Raw genomic sequence first — 24,931 nt, 5'->3', positions numbered from 1 at the left:
GCTCTAGGTTAAATTCAGGTTCTTGGTAAATCAAGCCAGAAGGGAATTCGGTTGCCTTCAGCTTTACCCAAGCCTTCGATCTCCTCGATTAAATTTTCTAGGTCAAGATTGTTAAAATCATGGCCCCGCAGCTGTGCTACCGTTTCCCCTAACCAACATTGGAAATCGATGTCATATAAAGACACCATTTCTGTCGTCACTTCAGAGTTCATTGTCTATCGTCCTTGTGCTAGTTAATATAAATTGGCTCTACTTGCCCTCCTCTACTAGTTTCGTCTATAGGGTAGAAAGCGGTTGGGGATTGTGTTTGATTACCTGAATACACCATCAGCCCCTAGAGCCACAAGTGTAGTCTGTGTTAGCGATGACCATGATGGGGTATGGAATATCATTGCCCGTTTCACACCAGAGCACCAGGAACAGGAAGGAATCCCTTAGTCGAAAATTTGCACAAATGTTGATAGGATACACCACCAAATTGGAGAGGACGAAAACCGCGTTGTGGCCAGGCTGTGTCGATAAGGTCTTTGAGCATATGTACCACAAACGCTGCGACTACGATGTGCCAATCTCAATCGGAGGTTCTCTCTGAGTATTGCTACTTAGAGGCTGTTTAAAAAGAAAGATTAAGCAGGGGCAAGGTAGCGTAGTGTCAGGTGAACCATTACCGCATAGATGGCTGACTCAGAGACTTCAGGCAACAACTCGTAGTCCTTGCTCAATCGTCGATAGACATTTAACCACCCAAACGTGCACTCTACCACCCAAGGCTTTGCAACCACCTCAAACTCTCCCTTGAGATTCTCTCGGATTTCTACGGCTGCTTGCACCAGTGACCACACCCACAAGCGAAATCGGTCTCCCCGATATCCGGCATCCGCCAACACGGTATGCACGTTCTCCACCATTTCGGGATAATGATCTCGCCACTGCATCAAACCATAGGCTGCGCCAACTCGATCTGACCCATTCGCTTCTGTCACAATCACCTTGAGCATCTGACCGAGGGAATCGACAATGATATGACGCTTGCGTCCTTTCACCTTCTTGCCTCCATCAAAGCCATAGACCTCCCCCTTTTTTCCGTGGTCTTGACGGATTGAGAATCCACAGCGACCACGGTGGGTAACGGATGTTTGCCGACATGCTCTCGTCTTTGCCGGATGAGGGTTTGATTGATGCGTGACCAAACGCCCTCCACTTGCCAACTGCGGTAATAAAAGTAGACGGTGGAGTAGGGGGGAAACTCACTCGGTAGCATCCGCCATTGGCAGCCCGTTTTCAGGTGATAGAAGATGGCATTGCATACTGCTCTTAAGTCTACTCGCCGTTTCCGACCACCGGGCTTTTGATCTGGGAGCAACGGTTCAAGGATTTGCCATTGCTGGTCTGAGAGGTCACTGGGGTATGGCATAGACTGTCTTAGCAAACTACATCACCACCATTTTCAGACGTTACTCTAGTGGCTTGCTACTATCTTTACATTTCTTTTTACACAGCCTCTTACGGTTGGTCAGAAAAACGTTATCTTTCTCCAAATGGGGGATTTTAGACTTGAAGAGAGTTCTAACTAGCGTGTTTGACTGGAATGACCTAAAAAGACAAAGCCACTGGCCAGAATAAAGCAGAGGATACCAGCACCAATAATCGGTTGTAAATCAGTCATTTGAGCAAAGCCAAAATCAAAAAGGCCGATCGCCCCACTAAAGCCACCAAAATAAAGCCCCATTCCCAACCCTGAGCGATGATTTGGCGTGGTCTCAAGGACAAAGGGAATCATTCCATTCAGTGCCAGGCTAAACGTTATCCCCAGAGCGATCGCCCCTAGAATAAATAAAACTTTGGCAGTTGTCATCAAGGATAATGCCAGGAATAGAGCCGTACTCCCTAGGCCAATGATTGTTGCTTTAGAGTTACCCATTCGGCTGGCAATCTGCCCCGCAGGTAAAGCACTCAATGCCAAGATAAGGCTAAAACCCAACAAGCTACCTCCAACCGCATCGGCACCCAAACGTAGCGCGAAGAGTTTTGACACACTAGCGAAGAGAAACCGTAACGCCAACCCCAGACTAATCCCTGTCCCTAGAATAGCGATCGCCACCCGACCCGACATTAACGGTAAGGATTCAATAGAGCGGGGATGAGGGGGCGTATTGGGTGTCACTCGGCGTAAAATAACCGCCGCACCAGCAAGTACCCCTGAACCAATCGCAAAAGTCAACACCGGCCCTAGGGAAAGAATCGCCCCATAGGCGGTAAATCGAAAAGCACCCACCAACTGTTGAATAAAGGTCAGTCCACTAGCCGCGATCGGTAACTTGGGTCGAGGAGTCGCTTGTCCCAGTAGAGCCATCACCGGACTGCGAAAAATGGCCATTACAGATGCCCAAAGCACTGCCAATCCTGGTAAAAGCCATCGCCCAAACTGATCGGGGCCAAAAATCAGCGTGACTAAGGGCAAAAGAATAAACAGAATCGCTGCGAGGCTCACGCCTAAACGAATCCAGGGAAAACGACTTCCCCGCGTCCGCTGAGAGAGATCCGAGAGATGCCCAAAAATAGGCTCAATGACTGCCTCTAAGCCATGTTCAACCAGTAAGAGAAGACCTGCAAGACTTTTACTAAACCCCAAGCTTACTAATAGATCCGGTAAGTAAAGAGCATAAATGACCCAAGCGAGGGTAATAGATCCCTGGACTCCGACCAAGCCAAGCACCTGAGACCAATGGATTTTAGAATTCATTGCCGGGAGGGGGCGAGAAGAACGGGAATACGGGCTAAGGTCATTATCAGTCCTTGTTTAATCTCGGTTATTTTTGGGGTGTAAGAGAGAATATGTTACTCCCAGGCCCAAGAGGATCAAAAAGAATAGGGGAGCCAGATTTAACGGGAATGTTGGTAAGGGGACAATGGAACCCAGAAAAATAAAACTAATCACCAGAAAACCAACCGCACTAGCCAGCAAATGCCCGCGATGGAGAGACCTAGATCGTTGTAGAAAAATGGGGGCAGCAATACAACTGAGGCCGTAAGCGATAAGAAAACCAAACGTGCCAAAGGTACCAAACCAGTCATAGACATCCAAGGGCTTGAACCTAGCCAAGCATAGGACTACGGCAACAAAGACAATCACCGCGCAAACTACAATGGCCTGTTTGAGTTGAGAGTTCTCGGATTGAACGCCATGATTAAACTGCGGCAGGGTTTGAGAACGGATCATGGAAAACAACAGCCGACTAGCCGCAACGAGAGTCGCCAGGCCACAGCCAAACAGACTGACCGTAGCACCCACGCTGATGAGCAGCCCAAAGTTGCCAATGCCCATTGCTTGAGCCAAGGTGTCTAAGGGAGCATCACTGGTGGCCACCCCAATCTTATAAAAATTAAAACCAAGAACAATGACATAGGCTGAAAAAATGAAAAATCCACCTGCGAGAACCGGGGTGAGAAACAAAATGCGAGGAATGGCCTGGTAGGGATGCTTTGCTTCTTCGCCGAGAGTTGTGGCCGCCTCAAAACCTGCAAAACTGAGCATGGCAACGATTAGACCCTCATTAAATCCTGTAGCTGTGACTCCCTTGAGGGTAAATTGTGACAGATCAATCACCAACCCTTCCCGGACAAGGATGCGGATACACAAAAAGATAATCATTAAAACCGAAAGGGTTTCGAGAATCAGCATCAGTTTTGTGGACAGTTGAATCTCTTGGAAGGCGAAAATACAGCAAACGAGGGCGATGACAATCCCTAGTAATACGGGAGGGGCCTGCACAGCCATCGCGGTGAGAAGACTGAGCATATAGCCAGAACATGCGGTAAGCGTAGCCACGGATGCGGATAAATAGGCTAAAAGCAAGGCCCAAGCAGTGACCGTTTGACCCCGTTGCCCCAGGCCCAGACTGACAAAATCAGATAATGATCCGGCAGATGCAGTAGAACGGGCAAAAACATTCAGATTAAGGGCAATGCTGAGAACAGCAAGGGTGGCAACTAAATAGGTGAGCCAAGTACCAGTTCCAGCTGTTGTAAAAATAATCGCAATGTTAATGGTTGGCGTTGCGGTTGGGGCAATACCAGCTAAAGATTGAGATAGAACACCAGTAAATCCCAGGGAACGCCTGAGATGGGTAGGGGGGGATGATGCCATGAGGCTAATTCGTGGTGAATCCTGCCATGTAATTTAACATATCCAGGTAAATCAACCCTGCCAGGACTTACGCAAAGTTGTTTTATCGTTGAGGAATCCGATTGGTGATGTGGCAGGGTCACTCAATTAGCTCTCTTCCATTAGTTTCTTGCGGGGGCTACCCCGGCGTTTAGATGTTGTCTCATGGGTAGGGGTATCAGCGATCGCTGGCGGTGCATTGGCGTTAGGTTTGCCAGGTAGCCCTATTCTTTAAGCTACTCACTTTTGAGTAGATATCTACAGACTTACTAGGATTACGCTAGACTAACCAAAAATGGCTATATCCCATACCTAAAGAGCATTTGAGACTTTTTTGGACTTTTTTAGAGTTAAATTAAGTGGAGCTGACGGGAGTCGAACCCGTGTCCGCCCAAGCTAATCATAGTCTGCTCATTCACAGGTTTAGCCTTTTTAACCCTTAGGCAGGAACCGTTCCTTAATCCCGAACGGTAGGATGCTCTGGTAAAGTCTTAACTAGCTACCCTACCAGAGAAGGTAACTAGGGCATCCGTTGGGGTTAACCCGCTGCCCTTAACGGAGTCAGACAACGAGTGCTCGAACCAAAGAGTGGTGTTTAAGCTACAGCAGCAGCCTTACGAGCGAAAGGAACGATATTGTTCGCAGTTACATAAAGTTTGGACTTTTGATTTGCGAGAGATAGCCCACTCTCGACCTGAATCACAGAACGACTTTCACAAGAACGTCGAAGCCGTTACAGCCCCATGGTATGGAACTATATGTCATTATAGCTTTTTTTCTGCGATCGCAACGGCTGCCCTTAACCTATTATTTTGATATTTTGTCGAGGATAGTCCGAGGGTCTTTTAACTCCAGGCAGGGTGATTTAAGATGGCATTCATCACCTGCACCCCCCGCAGTTGATTAGAAAGCGGCAGATGCCCTCGGGGAGCGGCCAAATCCCAAGTAAATTCATGGGGATAACGGGTCCATTTTTTACCCTTGCGCCAGTTGATTTTCTCCCACAGGGTATCCCAGTTTTTGCCACTGCCCAGCCATAGTTGCCGCTGGACTGAATAGCCAAATCGTCCTAGGGAATAGGCTAACCAAAGCTGGTTCAGGGTTTGCAGATCAAGGAGGGGTAACTGCTCCACTTCCGTAAAGTAGAGCCATCGCCGTTGGGTGGCAGTGGGGCCGGCCAGTTCACAGAGTTTTTCAAGGGTGAGGCGATCGCTGGTTTGAAAATCCTTTCGTGCCAAGCAATGTTGCAGGGGAAGATAGTTTATCCCTCTTTCCGAGTGAAGGGGAACCACACCACCGGGAAAATCTTCTTTAAGAGTGGTCTGGACGGCGTGATCGTCAATACCGAGGAGTTGTTGATAGATATGCCCATAGATCCAGATGGCACTGTTGTCCGTTTCAGGTGTTTTTTGGCTCTGGTGGAGAAAGACTTGCAGAATATGCCAACCCGGTGGGCCCAGATCCATTAATGTGGCGATCGCCGGAAGTTGGATTCTTTCAATCCCACCATTGAGTTGAGAGCTAAGCTCAGTAAGTTGTTCATCGGTTGACTGCATTGATTTGCTGATCATCCCCCCTGAAACTGGATAATGCGATTAATCATGGCCGTGGTCGAACTGGGAATTTCTACCTGGATCAGTTCTATTTTACCGCCGTAACTCTTCACTACCGATGCTTCCGGCAGGGTATTTAATTGGTAATCTCCTCCCTTAACATAAATGTCTGGTTGTAGGGACTCAATCAGCGTCTTGGCCGTGGGATCATCAAAAATAACCACTCCATCCACGGACTTTAGGGCAGCCAAGACTTCAGCCCGTTGCTCCTGGGGCACAATGGGCCGAGGGGGTTGGCCCAACCGATGGGGCTTAATCTCGGCAACGGAGCGATCGCTGTTCAGACCAACGACGAGGGATTGACCCAATTGCCGCGCCCTTTGCAGGTAGCGCACATGACCGGCATGGAGTAGATCAAAGCAGCCATTGGTAAAGACCATTGGCCGCCATAACTCAGGGGATGTTTGAAGTAGCTGTTGTAATTCCGCTAGAGAATAGACACCACTCACCATGGAGATGCCCAAAGCTGGACTGTTTCTAGCCTATCGGAAATGGCTGCAATTCCCTAGCGATCGCCACCAACGATCTAATGATCTTAGCCCCTTGTCTTAGCCACCCGTTGCCTGGGGTTGCTGGGACAACCGATTTAAGCGAACACTTTGGGCATTCATCAACTCTGACCATTTTGCCGCCGCCTCAGAACTGGTGGGTTGTTTTTGTTGAAACTCCACCAAGGTCGTCAGGGCATCGTACCAGAGGCCATTTTCGGCGAGAATCTCAAATTGTTGCAGGGGCGTTGCTGCCTTGAGGGACTCGGAAAGCCCTGGAGAAGCTGTTACTCGCCGCACCCAACCTTCCACATAGCGCACTTGAGAAGGGTCTGGGTCATTGGGGTTACAGATTAAACTCACCACCCAGCGATAGTCAACCCCTTCAATGAGGGGAGCAACTTTGCCATCCAGGGTAAGACTATCGAGACGGGGCCGCCCTGCCAAGGGAAGTTGGGTGTCATAGATGAGGGCTTCCGTATTATCTTCCTTGGTCTGGTAGAGGGAAAATTGAATTTCCTGATAGTTATTGGACGGTAAGTACCAATACAGGGTAGGGCGCGTGGCGGTCGTCAAGCCAATATTGCTGACGGGGACGATCGCGGTCAGATCCGGCTCAGTTTCACTCGCTTGAACTTTGCAGGCTCCACGGGTGGCGGCACCTTCACGATTTCCGGGGCGGCCCAGATTACTCGGCGGTGTGAAATTAGCTCCAGCCAAACCCGCTGGTAGGGCCACGCTTAGGCCAACCACGATTGCGAGCATCCGAGACAGAGAGCGGGAATAGAGAGAAGTCATAGGAGGTTCACCTTTTGCACTCGAAAAGCACAATAAAATCAAGACAATCAAGGGTTAAACAGCGAGAGATGCCGGCATCTTTTTTATAGATCCACTAGCTCCTGTTGCCCTACTACATACCTTAAACAAACGGACGATACAGGGCAGTGATAGAACGGGCCTGAAATTCATGACGGTGATCACGATCCCTAGGTTCCATCTATTTATCTATTGAATTTATCTGTTAAATCAATTCTTTCCTGTATTTTTATATGTCCATGTACCATGATATGATCCAAACCTGTTATCGTAACAGCGGCGGCTAGTGCAGATTCGTTTTATCAGTTCTCTGGCAAAGGACATTTTCATCTCAAGAATCCCCTTCATCTCAAGAATCCGTAGCCCCCTGGAATGGATAGGATCCCATCGCATCCCAACACATCATGGGCCGACTCCTTGGTTATCAATCCTCAGAAGGCGTTTTTTTCCCTGCCAACCTCGGCATAGCAGGGGCGATCGCTGGTATACCCATTTAATTTTAATCTCTGAAAGATTTCCATCTCTGATGTGGCGATGAATGCTCGTCAGATTTAGATTTTATTTTATATTTTAAGGAGTTTTATGTTTCTATCCGACTCGACCTATGAATCCCTAACGAACCAGATAGTGAGATTTTTCTCAGACTCCACATTGAAGACCCTGAATGAAGCGGTTTTATTTCCCCTCAGAACTCACTATTTAACGCAAATTTTAACCCCCTATTTTGGAGAGAGTAGCAACGTACTGGATTTGGGAACCTCCAATGGGGCGTTGGCGGCCAACATTAAAAGAAAATTGGGTGCCACTACTACTCCAGAATTCACTGGCTGTGATGTTCATATTCAACCTGAAACCTTTATTCCCGTAGTTCGCTATGACGGCTACACGATTCCCTTTCCTGAAAATCACTTTGATACGGTGATGATCATTGATGTTTTGCACCATGCGGATTCTCCACGGCGGGTTCTCGAAGAAGCAAAGCGTGTTGCCCGCAAGAATATCCTGATCAAGGATCACTACTGGGTTAATTCCAAGGATTTCACGAGTCTGAAATTTGCGGACTACATTGGCAATCAACCCTACGGCATTCATTTACCCTATGGCTTTTTAACAGAGGAAAATTGGCATAGGATGATTCATGATCTTAATCTCAATGTCCTGGAGTCCCGTAAGTTTCGCTATAACCTGATTGATCCCTGCCGGCACATCTTGTTTGATTTGCGCCTAGACTAGGAAACGATTCTCAGAGAAAGCCCGCGCCAGGGAAACAGAATTCGGGGGACAGGTTATAATTTGGGCGATCGCCTTAGACAGTACCTAGTAAGCGGAATGTACGCCATGAGTCAATCTCCCCTTGATGCCTTTTTCCTTGGTCGAGCCACAGCCAGTCTTTTGCGAGATAATGCTGAACACCTTTTAACGGACATTCTCAGTGAGGTGGCCAAGTTTGATGCGGAACAAAAGGAGCGACTGCGTCAGTTTACCCAAGAGGTGCGGCAGCGGGCGGAACAAGAGGCGGGAGGGGTGACACCCAATGATGGGGGCGATCGCCCGGATCTCCAGGCCATGATTGACGAGTTACGGGCGGAAATTGCCCGTCTGCGCTCAGAACTACAACGTTATCGAAATCGCTAGGAGAAAAACCGCCGTTTTCGTTACAATCTGTTACAGAAGTCAGCTAAGGAAGCCGCGTGTCCAGTCCCTCTCAGATGTCAGTCGGGTTAATGTCTGCTGGCAAAGCCTATCGTTGGAATCGAGAACGCTACTCTCGTCCCCGTCGCTTTGTCGATATTTGGCTATTTGTCTGGCGATTAATCTTCGGACGTTGGCTTTTAACCAAATCCTGGAGCTATTGGGGCGGCATGACCGATGCCAAACGGGCTTCTCGGCGGCGATCCCAGGCCATTTGGATTCGGGAAACCTTCCTAGATTTGGGCCCTACATTTATTAAGGTTGGGCAGCTATTTTCTACCCGTGCTGATTTATTTCCTGCGGAGTATGTGGAAGAACTTGCCAAACTTCAGGATCGCGTACCGGCCTTTAGCTATGAAAAGGTTGAGCGAATTATTTACGAAGATTTTGGGCGTACCATTCCCGAACTTTTCCGCAGTTTTGACCCGATTCCCTTAGCTGCTGCCAGCTTAGGACAGGTGCATAAGGCCCAACTCATTTCCGGGGAAGAGGTGGTGGTCAAGGTGCAGCGGCCCGGCTTGCGCCAGTTGTTTGCCATTGATCTATCGATTCTTCAGGGCATTGCCCGCTATTTTCAAAATCATCCCAAGTGGGGCCAGGGCCGGGACTGGATGGGTATTTATGAGGAATGCTGTCGAATCCTTTATGAAGAAATCGACTATCTGAGCGAAGGCCGTAATGCCGATACCTTTCGCCGTAATTTTCGCCATCGGGATTGGGTCTGTGTGCCTCGGGTCTATTGGCGTTATGCCACCCCTCGGGTGTTAGCCCTTGAGTATTTGCCAGGGATTAAGATCAGCCACTACGAAGCCCTTGAAGCCGCTGGTCTAAATCGCCGTCGTTTAGCGGAATTGGGGGCAAAGGCCTATTTGCAGCAAGTGCTCAATGATGGGTTTTTCCATGCGGATCCCCACCCCGGCAATATTGCCGTCAGCCCCACCGGCCAGCTAATTTTCTATGACTTTGGTATGATGGGCCGCATTCAACCCGTCACCCGTGATAAGTTGCTCAAGACTTTTTTTAGTATTGCCCAACGGAATGGGGAACAGGTTGTTGAATCCCTGATTGATCTGGGTGCCTTAGTCCCGACGGGGGATATGGGCCCGGTGCGGCGATCGATTCAGTATATGTTAGACAATTTCATGGATCAGTCCTTTGAGATGCAGTCCGTGGCTCAAATTAGCGATGATCTCTATGAAATTGCCTACGATCAGCCCTTTCGTTTTCCAGCAACCTTTACCTTTGTGATGCGGGCCTTCTCGACCCTAGAAGGGGTTGGCAAGGGTTTGGACAAAAGTTTTAATTTTATGGATGTTGCTCAACCTTTTGCAGCGGAGCTTATGACTAACGGAAATTTTTCAGACCCAGACAATGGTAGCCTCTTTACGGAATTGGGGCGGCAGGCTGCCCAGGTGGGAACCAGTGCCTTTGGCTTACCCCGCCGCTTAGAAGATGCCCTAGACAAGCTGGAAAATGGCGATTTGCGGATGCGGGTGCGGGCCAGTGAAAGCGATCGCATTTTACGACGCATGAGTAATATTAATTTGGGTTTAAACTACGTAGTCCTCATTGGTAGCTTTACCATAGCAGCCTCTATTTTATTGGTGAACCAGTATGCTGTTCTAGCAGGTCTTGTGGCGGTTTTTGCCCTATGGGTGGCGATCGCCTACCTCCGTTTGCTACTTAAGTTAGATAAATATGAAAAAATGTTTTAGCCCAAAACTAAAATTCAGTGTGAGTGAAATATGAATGTTGCCGGCCAAACCGATTGCGGTCTTCTACGCAAAACAAATCAGGATGCGTTCTTTATTGATGAGACCGATCAGCGTTTCTTTATTGTGGCCGATGGCATGGGGGGCCACGCTGGTGGTGAAGAAGCGAGCCGGATTGCGGTGGATCAAATTCGTCAATACCTGAGCGATCGCCTAGGGGACGAAGAGTGTGACGACCCGGTTGAGTTACTCCGAGCCGCCTTTATGGCTGCCAATAAGGCCATTGTCGAGCAGCAACGGCTGCAATCCGCCCGCGCAGATATGGGGACAACGGCGGTAACGGTTTTATTAGAACCCAGTAGTCGGCGGGCCTGGTGTGCCCATGTGGGCGACTCCCGTATTTATCGCTGGCGGGAACCCGACTTGGAGCAGGTGACGGATGACCACACTTGGATTGCCCAGGCAGTCCGTTTAGGCAGCTTGACCATGGAGCAAGCTCGACAGCACCCTTGGCGACATGTTCTTTCCCAATGCCTTGGCCGGGAAGACTTAAGCACCGTTGATATTCAACCCATTGATATTCAACCCGGTGATCGCCTGCTTCTGTGTACTGACGGCCTCACGGAAGAACTCAATGATGATTTGATTAGTATTTATCTGAGCGAAGCCGATGAGTCAAAGGTCGTGCAAAGTCTGATTGATGCCGCCAAGGACAATAGTGGCCGGGATAATGTCACCATTGTATTGATTACGATATAGATCGAAGTGAATCCATATCTGATAGTGATGTTTTTGGGCTGCAACCGTGAGCTAAATCACCCTAATGCGGCAAACCCACTAAACTTATCTCAGATTTTTTCGATATTTGGATGCTCCATCAGCTTCAGCGATCGGATAATCTCGTTGTAGTCTTGGACATCCGCGCCAAAAAAGATAATCGTGTTCGTGTAATTTTTGACAATGATGTGCTTTGACCTAAATAAAAATGCCACGACAATCAAAATGGGGGCCAACAGAATCAGAGATCGCACAAATACGGTACCAATAATGCAAATGAAGCCCAGGTAGCTAAAGAGATACATGGGCGTCTGATAAAACTCCAGAGAATTAATGGTTGAGAGGGGCATCCAAATTTCACTACTTTCTAGAAACCCCTTGCGGCGGGCGATCAGCACCTCATCCTTGATAAATAAAATCATCGTTCCCAGGGCAGGTATGGAGTAGCCATTACCCAAAAAATTCCAGTAAAATCCGGGACGGCCGATAAACTGACAATCGGGCAGGTAATTGGGCTGACCCTCTGGAGTCTTCTCCCTGGGAGAAATGGTTTCTATCGTAGCTTGCTTAACCTCTGGGGTAGAGCGTGCCGATAGTGGGTACATTTGTTGCCATTCTGCCTTTTTTTCGCCGATGACTCGCCCTAATAGGCGCACATGGCTGAGATCGGCAATATCCAGATTTTGGAGTGCGGAAAGGATCACTTTAGTGGCGGCCCCGTAGTCCACGGGAATATCTGGGCGACGATTCAGAATCAGATTAAGATGGGTTTGATGCTGTTTAACTTGTACTCGAATACCCAGGGCATCTAAGGGCTTGGCGATCGCCAAACGAAGATGTTCTAAATCCGTACCATTCATTCTCAGTTGTCCCTTGGGGCAATGTTTCCCTTAAGTTGATCGATTTTTTCTATTCTGAACCCATGAATACCCTATCCCAAGACCTCTATCACTTTCTTGTGCATTACATCGGCGATCGCCCCGATCAGCGCATCACCTTTGCTGAATATATGGATTGGGTTCTCTATCATCCTCAGTTTGGTTACTATAATAACCCCACGGATTCCATTGGCATGGAGGGTGATTTTTTTACCTCCCCCCACCTAGGGACTGATTTTGCCGAATTGTTAGCAGACTGTTTCTGGCAAATGTGGCAGCAGTTAGATCGTCCCGATTCCTTTGATCTCATTGAACTGGGGGCAGGTCAGGGATTAATTGCCCAGGATGTCCTCAATTATGTCAACCATCGCTATCCCTCTTTTTTTACGGCCCTAAACTATCACATTCTTGAACAGTCCCAATCCTTTCTTAAACGCCAACGTAATTATTTATATCCTTGGCAAACGGCCGGTAAACTCTCCTGGTTAACCTGGGATGATTTACAACCCAATTCGCTGGTGGGTTGCCTCTTTTCTAACGAGTTTTTTGATGCCCTCCCCGTTCACCGTCTCTGTTGGCATCAGGGTCAATGGCAAGAAATCTATGTAACGGTCAATGCTGTCCACCCGGACAGTGCCTTCCAGGAAATTCGCGATCGCCCGTCCGATCCCCGCTTGGCTGAGTATTTTGATTGGGTGGGGATTGACGTTCATCGCCAAAACTACAGCGATCGCTACTGTACGGAAGTGAATCTTAAGGCATTGGCATCCATGGAACGGATTGCCCAAAGCCTAAAGCGGGGATTTATCCTAACCCTGGACTATGGCTATCCTGCCTCCCAGTACTATCACCCTCAACGAGAACAGGGAACGTTGCAATGCTACTATCACCACCGCCGCCACGACGATCCCTACGCCTATCTCGGCGAGCAGGACATCACCGCCCATGTGGATATGACCGCCCTAGAGCGTACTGGTCAGGAAGCGGGCCTCGAAACCTGTTTACTCACTCAGCAGGGTCTTTTTTTAATGGCCTTGGGCCTGGGCGATCGCCTCAGCCAAAATAATCAACATTCTCAAGGTTCGGTCATGGAGACTCTCCAGCGACGGGAGTCCCTCCATCAACTGATTAATCCCCTGGGGTTAGGTGGGTTTTACGTTCTTGTTCAGGGAAAAGAAGCCAAGCTGGATTTGCCGATGCCTGACCCGATCCAGATGGTTTAGGAATCCATACCCCCAGCCACCAATTCTGCGGAAAAAGCTAAGATTCATTCTGGAAACGGAGCCCTCTTGGGCCGGATGACACCTTCCGCTGGGGAGGTTTAATGTTAATATATTTTTTATGTGATCGGTTTATGTATCTAAAAACATTAAGCGACCTTGATCAACCTTACCTATGCTTTCATGGCTTCAACAACTCCATCCCCTTTTAGCTCCCTTCTGCTTCACCGCAGCTTGGGGGTTGGTTGTTTTAACCAGTTGGAGTCTCTGGTCGATGGGGCGGGATGGCATGGTGGCGGTCAAAAAAATGCACCAGATTCCCTGTGCCCATTGTCAATTTTTCTCCGGCGACTATCGACTTAAGTGTGCCCTCCATCCCTACCGTGCAGCCACTGAAGAGGCAATTAATTGTGCAGATTTTCGCTCAGGTCTATAGAAACCTTGTGATTTTTAGGAATTAGGGATAGAAATAACGTGGTTGCTCAATTTCCCCAACTGGTGATCTCCACCGAATCTGGTACCTATGTTGTTCCCCTAACCCAAGGCAAGTCCTGGGTCATTGGCCGGGGCAAAGATTGTACGATTGTTTTGCCCGATCGCTGGTCATCCCGCCGCCATGGCATGGTGCAGCGGCTCGATAACGATGACTATTATCTGATTGACCTAGGTAGTCGCAATGGTTGTATTCTTAACGGCCAAGCCATTCAAGTCCCCACACTCCTAAAAACCGGCGATCGCTTTACCATTGGGCGCACCACCCTAGAGTTTCGCACCGCAGAAGCCACCTCTACCATTCCCCCCGAACCTACCTCCGACGAGCGGCCGGTGGTGTTATTAATTCAACCGCCCGGTATTCAGGCCCAGGTTTGGCAAGAACTGCTCATCTCCCAGGACATGGAGGTGATTATTGAATCGGGCCAGGCCAACTCCCGCCGCATCATCAGTGATTTTATCGGTGTCATGAAACGGTTGCCCAACCTACTCTTCCTTGATTCCCAATTAGAGGAACCAGATATTAGCAAACTATTGCAGTGGTGTAAGGCAACCCACGCGAAAATGCGTATCGTGATCATCGATCGCTACGATAATCATATTTCCCCCATCCAACGCCAGTGGGCCAACCAACAGGGAGCGCTCGATTGGTTTCCGGCCCTGCCCGACGAAGATTTTACGGTGCATGGGGCAGAAGTTGCGGCCCAACTGAAGCGTATTCTCAAGATTTTGAATTGGGGCCCCCTCAAGCAAGATACCCTGGCCTCGGCCCTACTCAATTTACAATTGTCTTGGAGTGATGATGCACCCTCTCAACTTTTGAGTGAATTTATCACGCCACCATAATTTAATTTTCCCTACGGATACCTAGCCAGGAGTCAAAACCCCCATTGTGAAAAATCTTTTCAGTTCCATCGTTGCGATCGTTGCCTTTCTCACCTTTCTATTAATTTTCAACTCCGTAGTGATTATTAATCCGGGGGAAGTGGGAGTCCTTCAGGTTCTTGGCAAGGCCCAGGATGGCCCACTCCTAGAAGGTTTACATTGGAAGCCGCCCTTTATCTCCACCGTCAATCTCTACGATGTCACCGTCCAGAAATTTGAAGTTCCCGCGGAAAGTGCCACCAAGGATTTACAGGATATTTCTGCCAGCTTTGCCATTAATTTTCGCCTGGATCCCTTGGAAATCGTCCAAGTTCGCCGCACCCAGGGTTCCTTGTCCAATATTGTCACGAAAATTATCGCCCCCCAAACCCAGGAAGCCTTCAAAATTGCCGCTGCCCGGCGCACTGCCGAAGAAGCCATTACCAAGCGAGATGAACTCAAGAACGATTTTGATGCGGCCCTAGGGCAACGACTGGCGAAATACAGCATTATTGTCATGGATACCAGTGTGGTCAACCTGGAGTTTTCCCATGAATTCTCCAAGGCCGTTGAAGATAAGCAAATTGCCGAGCAGCGGGCCCAACGGGCGGTCTATATTGCCCAGGAAGCCTCCCAGGAGGCCCAAGCTGAAATCAATCGCGCCCAAGGTAAGGCGGAGGCCCAACGACTCTTGGCGGAAACTCTAAAAAGTGCTGGAGGGCAATTGGTCTTGCAAAAAGAAGCCATTCAGGCCTGGCGTGAGGGTGGTGCTAAGGTTCCCAATGTGTTAGTTATGGGGGGAGAGGGCAGCGGTGTCCCCTTTCTATTGAATCTGAATGACCTGAAAAAATAACAGCTATGGTTCTAGGAACGGGGATCCTCTTGAGAATGGGAGACTAGCCCCCCACAAGTTAAACTAATAACTACCTGGAAAAAGGTGGGTTAACCCGTTCCTGAATACCTCAAAAAGATACAGTAAATCAAGAAGATAAATTAAGAAGATACTGTGGCACTGACTGTTTCTGCTCCCATTCGCCCTGCCTGGCATGGCCTGATTCATACCTATCGAGATTTTTTACCCGTCACGGCTGAAACCCCGATTGTGACGCTGAATGAGGGAAATACGCCCCTCATCCCTGTGCCTAAAATTTCGGCGGCCATTGGTCGAGATGTTCAGGTCTACGTCAAGTACGATGGCCTCAATCCCACGGGTAGTTTCAAGGATCGGGGCATGACCCTGGCCATTTCCAAGGCCAAGGAAGCGGGGGCAAAGGCGGTCATTTGTGCCAGTACGGGTAATACATCGGCCTCAGCGGCGGCCTATGCCTGTCGGGCCGGCCTACGGGCCTATGTGCTCATTCCGGAAGGGTATGTTGCCCAAGGAAAACTAGCCCAGGCCTTGCTCTATGGGGCGGAAGTGATCGCCATTGATGGCAATTTTGATCAGGCCCTAGACATTGTCCGCGTGATGGCCGATCGCTACCCGGTGACGCTGGTCAATTCCGTGAACCCCTACCGCCTAGAGGGTCAAAAAACAGCGGCGTTTGAAGTGGTGGATACCCTGGGCAATGCTCCCCACTGGCTCTGTATTCCCATGGGCAATGCCGGAAATATTACCGCCTATTGGATGGGATTTTGTCAGTATCGGGAACAGGATCGCTGCGATCGCCTGCCTCGGATGATGGGGTTTCAGGCCGCTGGCTCGGCTCCCCTGGTACGGGGAGAAATTATTCCCCATCCAGAAACCGTTGCGACGGCCATTCGCATTGGCAATCCAGCAAATTGGGAGCGGGCGATCGCCGTGAAACAGGCCAGCCAAGGAGAATTTCATGGGGTGAGTGATGCCGAGATTTTAGCAGCCTATCGCCTGTTAGCTGGTGAAGAGGGCATTTTCTGTGAACCGGCCAGTGCGGCATCGGTGGCGGGTCTCCTAAAGTTACGGGATCAGGTTCCTCCCCGCTCCACGATTGTCTGTGTCTTAACCGGCAATGGCCTCAAGGATCCAGACACCGCCCTAGATCAACACAGCGATCGCTTCCATCGTCATATTTCTGCCCAGTCTGAAAACGTTGCCGCCGTTATGGGCTTTTAGGGGGACGCAAACGGCGACGTTGCTGGAGGGTTTCGATCGTATCCCCTAGGGCCGTAGTCAAGCTTTGACGGGTTTTGGCATGACTGGCCCGTTCGCTTTCTAGGGCCTGAGTGAGGCGTTGATTGTCCAGTAGGGCTTGAATCAATTGGGCCTGCAATGTGACCGGATCCGTTTCCCCTAGGACTTGCGCTTGAATTTCATTGGCTACTCCATCGGCGATCGCCCGTTCCCCAGACTCTGAAGCCGAAGGGGGGAGGGTTAATCTATTGGCAGAATAGTTCGGAGCAGACGACTTAGAATTGAGCAAGGTTTGACGGTGTAATTCCGCATCTTGCCGCCGCTGTTGAGCTTCTACTTCATATCGTTTTTGCCACTCGGCTGCCCGGTTTTGAGCAATACGGAGTTGTTCCTGGAGGTATTTAACCTGTTGCCCTAAATCTGTCACAGTTGCCTAGTGGTAAGGTGAGTTGACGTATTCCTAAGTCTTTGACGTATTCTTAAATCCTTTATACCTTGGAATCAAGGCAGGGAATCCGCCAGAAATGGCTAAGATTAGCTCATTCTCGGAAATATAAGGGAAATCTCTACCGCTATTGTGATACGACTGACTCCAGAAAACAAGACAATGTGAAAAAACCCTAAAAATTTCAGGCATCTGTGCAAATCCATTAGCTCCAATAGCAAATTGAACATTCTGATAGATAACCCAGACTTCCCCTTTCAATGCTCTGGTGATGATCTAGGGCAATGGTTGCAATGGGCGCAAATGATCATTCCTGCCAGCGATCGCCCCGATGGACTCCAGGAACTTACCCATCTGATCACCCTAGTGACCAATATCAATCGCCTAGATCTGCGCCTAGAAACCTATTGGCATCAGGGCGATATTCACAGCAAACTCTCCCTAGATGAACTGGGTCAGCTATGGGAACGCCGTTGGCAGGAGGCCGTACCCCTGCAATATTTGTTGGGGGTTGCCCATTGGCGTGATTTGATTTTAGAGGTTACACCAGCAGTTCTGATCCCGCGCCCGGAAACGGAAGAATTAATTGACTTGGCCCTTCAACTCACCCGCGATCGCCATGTGCCTACCACTGGACATTGGCTGGATTTAGGTACGGGTTCCGGGGCGATCGCCCTGGGTTTAGGTCAACAATTACCCCAGTCCCACATCCATGGGGTGGATGCCAGTGCCGAGGCCCTTGCCATTGCCAAAACTAATATTCACCGCTATGGTCTCCAGGAACGCATTACCCTCTACCATGGCTCCTGGTTTCAACCCCTGAGCCATGTACGGGGCAAGATCGAGGTCATTGTCAGTAATCCCCCCTATATTCCCAGTTCGATGATTGATCACCTGCAACCGGAAGTTAAAAATCACGAACCCCGTTTAGCCTTGGATGGGGGAACCGATGGACTGATGGCCATCAAAACCCTGGCGATCGCTGCCCCCGATTACCTCAAACCAGGGGGGTGGCTACTCATGGAACTCATGGCCGGTCAAGGGGATAGGGTGATCTCCTTTCTGGAAAGCCTTGGGCAGTACTCATCCCTGGCGATCGCTGCCGATATGAATCAAATTCCACGATTTTTAATGGCTCAAACCATTGCCTAGATCCATTCATCCATTCCCATTAGAGCGATCGCCCCCGATCCCGAATTTGATCAAAAAGGGCCCCATCCGCAAAAAACTCCTTTTGTATTTGCGTCCATCCGCCTAACTCACCCACCGTGACCAGGGTTTTCACCATTGGAAATTGATCGGCAAACTCAGCCGCCACCTCTGGATTAACTGGACGAAAGCCCACCTTAGCAAATTCGGTTTGGGCCTCAGGGGTATAGAGAAATTCAATAAACGCTTCCACCACCTCACGATTTCCATGGCGATCCACATTTTTATCCACCACAGCGATGGGATTTTCAATCAGAATATTCACATCGGGAATGGTATAGGGCAGGTCATCCCCCTGCAAATTTGCCAAAATCACCTCATTTTCATAGTTAATCAGGGCATCCCCCTGGCCTTGACTAAAAAAGGCATCCGTGGCTTCCCTAGCATCCCTACTGAGAATTTCCACATTTCCAAAGGCTTGCCTGAGAAAGGTTTCCGCTTGGTCAGGGGTTCCGCCTGCTTCCATGACCGATGCCCAAAGGGCCAACACATTCCAACGGGCTGCCCCGGAGGTTTTTGGATCGGTGGTGACAAAAGACACTCCGGGTCGGGCTAAATCAGACCACTGGGTAATATCCTTGGGATTGTCTGCACGGGTGACAATCACTGGCACAGACTCCGTAACCACACTATGATTGGGAAACTGTGCTGACCAGTTTGGATCAATCAAGCCCGCCTCAGCAATGCGATCCACGTCAAATCCCAGGGCTAAATGCACAATATCGGCGGGTAGGCCATCCATCACCCCCCGTGCTTGGGCCCCGGACGGCCCATAACTGGTGGGAAAACGAACAATTTGTTGATGCTCCTGCTGCCATTTCTCGGCAAACCTAGGAATAATCACATCGTAGGCTGGTTTTGTGACGGCAAAGGAGGAGAGAACCACTTCAACCCTGGGCAGGCGATCGCCCCCATAGGGACTCAAGACTCCACAGGCAGCCATCAGACCCGTTAGACCTAATCCCAGGATAAACAGGGCACACCAGCGATATATAGCCTTGAGGCAAACAAACATAGGATAAATAGCAATCTACGGTCGGAAATATTAACAGAACTCCATCCTACGCAACTCTAAGGTATCTTGGAAAGCCCCTAAAATTTCCCAAAACGGTGATATTGATCACATCCATTCCTAGTTATTCTGGGCATGATGGAGAGGTGAAATTAAACCAAATTATTTTTTGGATAAATAATTTCCCCAAAAGAATTCAATTTATGCCCATAGCTGTTGAGCAAAAAGTTGACTCAAAAAACACCGCCGCCATTGCTTGTGTGTTTCTGAAACTTGTTTGTGAAATTGTTTATGAATTAGTGTGAAGCCTGCAACTTTTTATAAAATAATGCCCACAATAAGTTAAGTAGCCTGTTTTCTCTGTTGCCCGCTCTTTGCACCCCTAGGGAACTCCCATGACTAAGCGATATAACCGTTTCGGACTCAATAAGCGCACCTACCGCAAATTGTTATCCACGATTCGTCATCTCTTTCGGCAACTATCCCGATGGTTGCGGCGGAAATTAAAGGCGGCCCAGGGGCGGCCGGGCAATCCAGCAGAGCGACTTCGCCTCGGGAGATCGGGGTTTGTCCTACCCACGGCAGTCTTAGTTGTCTTGGTCTTAACCATGACCGTTGGCGCCCTAACCATGCGCACCCTCAATCGCACCACCCAGGTCGCTGGGGAACGGCAGGATGTGCAGGTACTCAATGCGGCAACCCCAGCATTGGATCGGGCCAAGGCAAAACTCGAATACCTCTTTAGTCGAGACCCGCGCTTTCCCAATGGGGTTCCTGGGGAAGATCGCCTCCGGGAACTGATGCTGAATGCAGACCTAGAGGATGATGTTGCCGATCCCTATACCCTTGACGATGAAGAGCGCATTGACCTTGACGGGGATGGCACCGTTGATAATGCCTGGTATTTTCAGCCTAGTGCCAACTCCATTGTTGCCTATTCTGTCCTGATGCAACGGCCCACCGATGCCCAACTCAATCAAACCGATGCCCAAAAGGCTGCGGCCCTCGTCACCCGCAATCGCCCCCTAAATACCACCGATGAGTCCGGAGTCTGTTCCGCTGCCCTAGGGGATGTGGCTGGTGGTGGTGCAGAGGCGGGCTGGGATCCCATTACCTCAGCAGTCCTGCGGAAAAATGTTCAGATTGATGCCTTTGTTTTTGAAAATCGGGGTGGGGGGCAAGCCCTAGCCACCATCGACCTGATCCAAGAGCGGGAACTAGCGCGGGGCAATAAATGGGGAGCTTGGTTCCGTAATGACTTAGAGGTTTTTCCAGGGCCCGCCTTTCGCTGGAATGGTGCAATTCATACCGAAGGCAGCATGATTGTCGGGGATAGTAGCCAGTTCCAAGCCTACCTAGTGAGTGCCCCAAGCTCCTGTATTTATACCGCTTCTTCCTCAGAGATTACCGTTACCCAACTGGATAATGAGCCGGGTCAAGGGGATGGCCCCATTGCCTTTCAGGGCCAATTTATTAACGGCTCAATGAAACTCAACACCTTTACGGGTAGTTCCACTTACCACGTCTATCGCCAGCCCCCAGAGGATCCGGTAACGGCGGGCGATGCCGCCCCCCCAGCTGAGAATGTGATCATGAATACTGATCGTGACTCGGTGGCCAGTGGCGTAACGGCGGTTAATGCTTTGGCATTAAATCCAGTTTTATTGCAAACCCAGGATATTAGCCGCGCCCGCAATGCCAGTAACCCCTCCAACTCTGGGGATACGGTGCGAGACGAGAACTGGGACAATCAATTTTATGTACAGCGATCGCGCCTCTTTAATGCCCCAGAGCCTAAGCCCTATATTGACGATACCTACCGCGCCGACGATCGCTACGGCCCCAAACCCGTTTATGATCGCAACCTAGACAATCCCGACCCCAACCTCGTTATTCCATCCGGTTCCGTTGTTGGTGATGCAATCCCTGCTGCCAACCTGGTTCTGAATCGGAATAATCCCCCCGCCAATGAACCCAAAGAACAACTGGGTCTAGACGGTTACTGGGAGCGGCGGGCCCGCCAGGAAGGGCTACGCATTTTAGTGGGTGAGCGGCTGGAACTAGGGAAGCCCCTGGATCCGCCAAACGCCTATGTCACTAATCCCCGCCGAGGCAGTGAATACTACCAACACCGCGCCCTGCGAGATGATTTGGCGGCGGTACAAAGCACGGCCATTTATCACTACAAGGCCGAGGGAACCAGCATTAACAACGGTATTGCCGATCCCCTCACCCCCACCTATCCAGGGAACACCACCGGTGGCTTTGCCCCTGTGTCCTGTTTGGCGAGTACCTACCATTCAGGAACCTCTCAATCGGCCCTGCGGAGTGTGACCTTTAATCAATACGCTGGGGTCACTGGCGCACCCGATGTCTTTCTCGACTTTTTCACTGGTCGGGGAACCAATGGCTGGGAATATACCCCCGTCGATCCCGCTAGTCCTGACATGCAATCGGCCCTAGAAAACCTAGTCGCCTACAGTGCCGACAATACTGCTCTGGGTGCCTTTCCGCCTCGCCAAGAAGCGGGGGTCATCCACCCCAATCCGGCGACGACCCGCAGTGGTAACTTTTCTAATCTAGCTCGGGCCTTAGATAGTACCCTCGGTAATACCAGCTTGGCAGATATTAGCTTTCAGCAAACCGCTGCCTGTACCCTGGGAATGCTCGCCGATAGCGTCGAGAAGCTACAAGATACTGATTTTTATGCCAACCTGGATCCAACTGGGACGGGGAATTTGAATAATTTGAATAATGCCCTGGCAGACTTATCGGATCTGGACATCGACGATGGCGAAGTGGATGTTTTCCGGGAAACGGCGACCACCTCACGGGTGCAACTCATTCGCCCTGGGTTTGGCGTAGCTGCACCCTTAACAATGACCGGTGGTTACACGCCCCCGGATAGCTATGTGACGGGCTTGATTCCCAATGCGAGTTGGGCTGCCCGACCCCTGCAAGAACTCCCCGCCGATGTTAATGCCAAATTAGCGCGGCTCGTGGCCCTGCGGGAACAGGCAATATTTGATTTAGACCCCGCGAATTATACCTGCGGTATTCCCGGAACCTACCCCCTTCTCCAAGCCCGTTTTTGCTTATTACGGCGGGGGGCAACAACTGCCGCAGCCTTTACGATTCCGGCTGTAGGGGACACAACCCCTGCAATAAATATTGAAGACCCCGCTACCTACGATTTCCTTTTAGGGGCCGGGGATGTGGGGGCGAGTGTTTACATCGCTGGAGCCGGACAATTTACCTTGGCATCGGTAACGGATGTAGGCGGACGGGTGACGCAGGTAACCTTAACCAATCCTAATCCTGCAGTAGCAGGTAATGCACCGGATGGCACTCCGATTCCCGCAGGGGCAGCGATTTCTCTGCATCTACCCACGGTAACGGGAACAGTTTCGGATGACAATACTATTTCGGATGATCCACCGAACCTAGATCGCACAACTCCTGCCAACAGTAGTGAGATTGATGATCTGGAAATAGGGACTATGGTCCTAGCAGAGGATGATATTGTTGAACTCCGCTCTGCAACGGGGCCCTTATTTGGTCGATTCCTCGTCACCGATTTTAATGCGGGTTCTAACAACGAAGTTGATCTTCGCTATTTGGGTGGTTTTGATCCCGCTGCTGGGGATGAAATCGACGTTGGTGCAACAATTGTTCGTCTGGGATCTATCACTGAACCATTGGCGGGCACGTTTAATACCGTGGTCAAGTATCCTGCTCTGGCAGCGATCTTTAATGGCCCCAATACCGTTGCCCCCGCTGACATTGCGGCAACACCCAAGGACTCACTGGCGGATTTTGTCGTTCCGGTTGCAGCGGTCACGGGTAATACCACTGGCTTTCCTAACCGCTTTAATCAGATTATTGATTTTGGCGGTGCTGCCCACAACATTGCCTTCTTAGATACCGCCATCTTTAATGGCCGGGAAGAAATGGATGTGCGGGTGATGGATTTAGACATTGATCTATTGCGAACCACTGCCATTGGTGGTGACACCTGGCTTCCCATGGGCGGTATTGTCTATGGGGCACGGGAAGACGCAGTGCGGGAAGATGGCATTGCCCGGCCGGTCGTCAGCGGTTCTAACTGGATGAACCCGGATCCAGCGGGGCCCCACGACCCGGCCCTGTCGCCGCCCTTCAATATTTCCATTAAGCCCGTAGATTTCTTTGCGGATCCGATGCGTCGCCCCCATGGTTTTCGCTTCTTGAATGGGGTGCGGGTGGATCGGACGGGCTTAACGGCGGTTCAAAATATTTACGGTATGTCGTTTATCTCCGATAACTCGGCCTATATCCAGGGAGACTTTAACTGGCATAGCACTAATGGTTCAACCACGGACGGGAACCGGATTGAAGAGTTTACAGTTCGGTTACCCAATGACTTCAACCCTGCACAGTTCTATGGACGGACAACCCTAGATGCCCGCTTTGGCCGACCGGAAACCGATACCTGGCGACCGGTGGAAATTTTGGCGGATGCGGTGAGCGTTGTTTCTGATAACTACTGTCCTGGCAGTGCCAATGATTATTTTGCCGAGGCTTACAACGATGACATCGTGGGTTTGGGTAATGTTTCACCGGAAAATGTGGTGAACAACTATCCCAATGCTAATACGGCTAACAATGAGCGGGTGAATAACAATAATGCCGCCAATCGCATCTATTTGCGTTGTGGTAATGCTAGTAATAATCTGCGCACCTCCTACTTGAATGCCAATCGTCCCCGCGATAATCAGGCAAATCCAGCTATACCGGCCGATCATATTTGGTTACGGGAAAATCCCTTTGACCCAAGTACGCCGGTCTTTGTGGATCGCAATGGTACGCCCCAGATTATTAATCATCTAACGGGGCAGCAGGGTAATTATACGGGTGTCAACGCCAACTCCGCCTACTATGCCTTTAACCAAGGGCGATCGCGGGCAGGCACGTCCAATACCCGCGTGAATGCAGTCATGGTGAGTGGTACCGTACCCTCCCGTCCCCGGCAATCCTACGGCGGTATGCATAACTTCCCGCGCTTTCTCGAAGGTTGGGGAAACCTCTGGATTCAAGGATCCTTCTTGCAGTTAAACTTTTCCACCCAGGCGACGGCCCCCTTTGACCAAGATCAATGGGATATGCCGGCCACGGCGATTCCTGCGGACACGGCCTTTAATGATACAACTGCCCCTCAGGCAGAGCTTATTCAATACTACGGCGCACCTGCACGGCGGTGGGGTTATGATCCAGCCCTACAGTTAGCCCCTGCAGGGCCCGTAGCCAATCGGTTTATTTCTGTGGGTCGGGCCCGCAGTGAATACTTTACCGAGTTACCGGCAGATGATCCCTATATCCTCAATTTGCGCTGTGCCGAGCGGGATGGCGGTGGCACCATTGATCCTTCTGTAACCGGCTGTCCGGCTTAGGAATTTAGG

Annotated in this window: 21 protein-coding genes and 1 other RNA gene; 11 read left to right on the top strand and 11 right to left on the bottom strand. The window is 50.2% G+C overall.

Features of this window, described 5'->3' with window-relative positions; all coding sequences use genetic code 11:
* Window positions 1-14: 14 nt before the first annotated feature.
* From L3556_RS08375 to L3556_RS08340, 8 genes are all read right to left on the bottom strand, one after another.
* Window positions 15-212, bottom strand: a complete 198-nt coding sequence (locus L3556_RS08375; protein ID WP_277866829.1) for a DUF29 family protein — start codon at window positions 210-212, stop codon at window positions 15-17.
* Between the two features lie 414 nt (window positions 213-626).
* A protein-coding gene (locus L3556_RS08370) for an IS5 family transposase (RefSeq protein WP_277866828.1) occupies window positions 627-1,414 on the bottom strand; the annotation gives its coding sequence in 2 pieces (ribosomal slippage) (window positions 627-1,070 and window positions 1,073-1,414; 786 coding nt in all).
* Between the two features lie 156 nt (window positions 1,415-1,570).
* On the bottom strand, window positions 1,571-2,716 hold the full coding sequence (locus L3556_RS08365) for an MFS transporter (protein WP_277866827.1): 1,146 nt from the start codon (window positions 2,714-2,716) through the stop codon (window positions 1,571-1,573).
* Window positions 2,717-2,800: 84 nt separating this feature from the next.
* Entirely contained in the window at window positions 2,801-4,147 is a 1,347-nt protein-coding gene (locus L3556_RS08360; protein WP_277866826.1) for an APC family permease, read from the bottom strand.
* A gap of 375 nt (window positions 4,148-4,522) precedes the next feature.
* Window positions 4,523-4,908, bottom strand: a transfer-messenger RNA (tmRNA) gene (gene ssrA, locus L3556_RS08355).
* A gap of 102 nt (window positions 4,909-5,010) precedes the next feature.
* The gene (locus L3556_RS08350) at window positions 5,011-5,721 is read right to left on the bottom strand and encodes a GUN4 domain-containing protein (RefSeq protein ID WP_277866825.1); all 711 of its coding nucleotides are present in this window, start codon (window positions 5,719-5,721) and stop codon (window positions 5,011-5,013) included.
* A gap of 11 nt (window positions 5,722-5,732) precedes the next feature.
* Window positions 5,733-6,230: a D-glycero-beta-D-manno-heptose 1-phosphate adenylyltransferase gene (gene rfaE2, locus L3556_RS08345; protein WP_277866824.1), complete on the bottom strand. Its 498-nt coding sequence runs from the start codon at window positions 6,228-6,230 to the stop codon at window positions 5,733-5,735.
* Between the two features lie 96 nt (window positions 6,231-6,326).
* Complete coding sequence (locus L3556_RS08340; RefSeq protein ID WP_277866823.1) at window positions 6,327-7,064, bottom strand: DUF928 domain-containing protein; 738 nt, start codon at window positions 7,062-7,064, stop codon at window positions 6,327-6,329.
* A 600-nt stretch (window positions 7,065-7,664) separates the two neighbouring features.
* Here L3556_RS08340 and L3556_RS08335 point away from each other — a divergent pair.
* From L3556_RS08335 to L3556_RS08320, 4 genes are all read left to right on the top strand, one after another.
* The gene (locus tag L3556_RS08335) at window positions 7,665-8,315 is read left to right on the top strand and encodes a class I SAM-dependent methyltransferase (RefSeq protein WP_277866822.1); all 651 of its coding nucleotides are present in this window, start codon (window positions 7,665-7,667) and stop codon (window positions 8,313-8,315) included.
* A gap of 105 nt (window positions 8,316-8,420) precedes the next feature.
* Window positions 8,421-8,717 (top strand): DUF6825 family protein, encoded by a 297-nt coding sequence (locus L3556_RS08330; RefSeq protein ID WP_277866821.1) that lies wholly within the window; start codon window positions 8,421-8,423, stop codon window positions 8,715-8,717.
* Between the two features lie 74 nt (window positions 8,718-8,791).
* Entirely contained in the window at window positions 8,792-10,489 is a 1,698-nt protein-coding gene (locus L3556_RS08325; RefSeq protein WP_277867624.1) for an ABC1 kinase family protein, read from the top strand.
* Between the two features lie 30 nt (window positions 10,490-10,519).
* Window positions 10,520-11,245, top strand: coding sequence for a PP2C family protein-serine/threonine phosphatase (locus L3556_RS08320; protein ID WP_277866820.1), 726 nt, complete (start codon window positions 10,520-10,522; stop codon window positions 11,243-11,245).
* Between the two features lie 89 nt (window positions 11,246-11,334).
* Here L3556_RS08320 and L3556_RS08315 read toward each other — a convergent pair whose 3' ends face one another.
* On the bottom strand, window positions 11,335-12,123 hold the full coding sequence (locus L3556_RS08315; protein ID WP_277866819.1) for a hypothetical protein: 789 nt from the start codon (window positions 12,121-12,123) through the stop codon (window positions 11,335-11,337).
* A 62-nt stretch (window positions 12,124-12,185) separates the two neighbouring features.
* On the opposite strand from L3556_RS08315, the gene L3556_RS08310 reads away from it, so the two are divergent.
* The 5 genes from L3556_RS08310 (at window position 12,186) to thrC (ending at window position 16,809) form a co-directional block, all read left to right on the top strand.
* Window positions 12,186-13,364: a class I SAM-dependent methyltransferase gene (locus L3556_RS08310; protein WP_277866818.1), complete on the top strand. Its 1,179-nt coding sequence runs from the start codon at window positions 12,186-12,188 to the stop codon at window positions 13,362-13,364.
* 172 nt (window positions 13,365-13,536) lie between these two features.
* A complete protein-coding gene (locus L3556_RS08305; protein ID WP_277866817.1) occupies window positions 13,537-13,797 on the top strand; it encodes a hypothetical protein in 261 nt (86 codons plus the stop codon).
* 38 nt (window positions 13,798-13,835) lie between these two features.
* Window positions 13,836-14,699, top strand: coding sequence for an FHA domain-containing protein (locus L3556_RS08300; protein WP_277866816.1), 864 nt, complete (start codon window positions 13,836-13,838; stop codon window positions 14,697-14,699).
* A 46-nt stretch (window positions 14,700-14,745) separates the two neighbouring features.
* A complete protein-coding gene (locus tag L3556_RS08295; RefSeq protein WP_277866815.1) occupies window positions 14,746-15,570 on the top strand; it encodes a prohibitin family protein in 825 nt (274 codons plus the stop codon).
* Between the two features lie 153 nt (window positions 15,571-15,723).
* Window positions 15,724-16,809: a threonine synthase gene (gene thrC / locus L3556_RS08290; RefSeq protein WP_277866814.1), complete on the top strand. Its 1,086-nt coding sequence runs from the start codon at window positions 15,724-15,726 to the stop codon at window positions 16,807-16,809.
* Here thrC and L3556_RS08285 read toward each other — a convergent pair.
* A complete protein-coding gene (locus tag L3556_RS08285; protein ID WP_277866813.1) occupies window positions 16,796-17,254 on the bottom strand; it encodes a hypothetical protein in 459 nt (152 codons plus the stop codon). The two genes, thrC and L3556_RS08285, sit on opposite strands and share 14 nt — an antisense overlap.
* A 240-nt stretch (window positions 17,255-17,494) precedes the next feature.
* On the opposite strand from L3556_RS08285, the gene prmC reads away from it, so the two are divergent.
* Window positions 17,495-18,424, top strand: a complete 930-nt coding sequence (gene prmC / locus L3556_RS08280; protein WP_338405716.1) for a peptide chain release factor N(5)-glutamine methyltransferase — start codon at window positions 17,495-17,497, stop codon at window positions 18,422-18,424.
* 19 nt (window positions 18,425-18,443) lie between these two features.
* On the opposite strand, the gene L3556_RS08275 is transcribed toward prmC, so the two are convergent.
* Window positions 18,444-19,496 (bottom strand): sulfate ABC transporter substrate-binding protein, encoded by a 1,053-nt coding sequence (locus L3556_RS08275; protein ID WP_277866812.1) that lies wholly within the window; start codon window positions 19,494-19,496, stop codon window positions 18,444-18,446.
* Between the two features lie 392 nt (window positions 19,497-19,888).
* On the opposite strand from L3556_RS08275, the gene hpsA reads away from it, so the two are divergent.
* Window positions 19,889-24,922 carry a hormogonium polysaccharide biosynthesis protein HpsA gene (gene hpsA, locus L3556_RS08270; RefSeq protein WP_277866811.1) on the top strand — a complete coding sequence of 1,678 codons (5,034 nt, stop codon included), beginning with the start codon at window positions 19,889-19,891 and terminating at the stop codon, window positions 24,920-24,922.
* Window positions 24,923-24,931: the final 9 nt, after the last annotated feature.

This window comes from Candidatus Synechococcus calcipolaris G9 (assembly GCF_029582805.1).
Lineage (GTDB): Bacteria > Cyanobacteriota > Cyanobacteriia > Thermosynechococcales > Thermosynechococcaceae > Synechococcus_F > Synechococcus_F calcipolaris.
The sequence above is the reverse complement of the archived record's forward strand: the minus strand, read 5'-3'. Positions and strand labels throughout refer to the sequence as shown.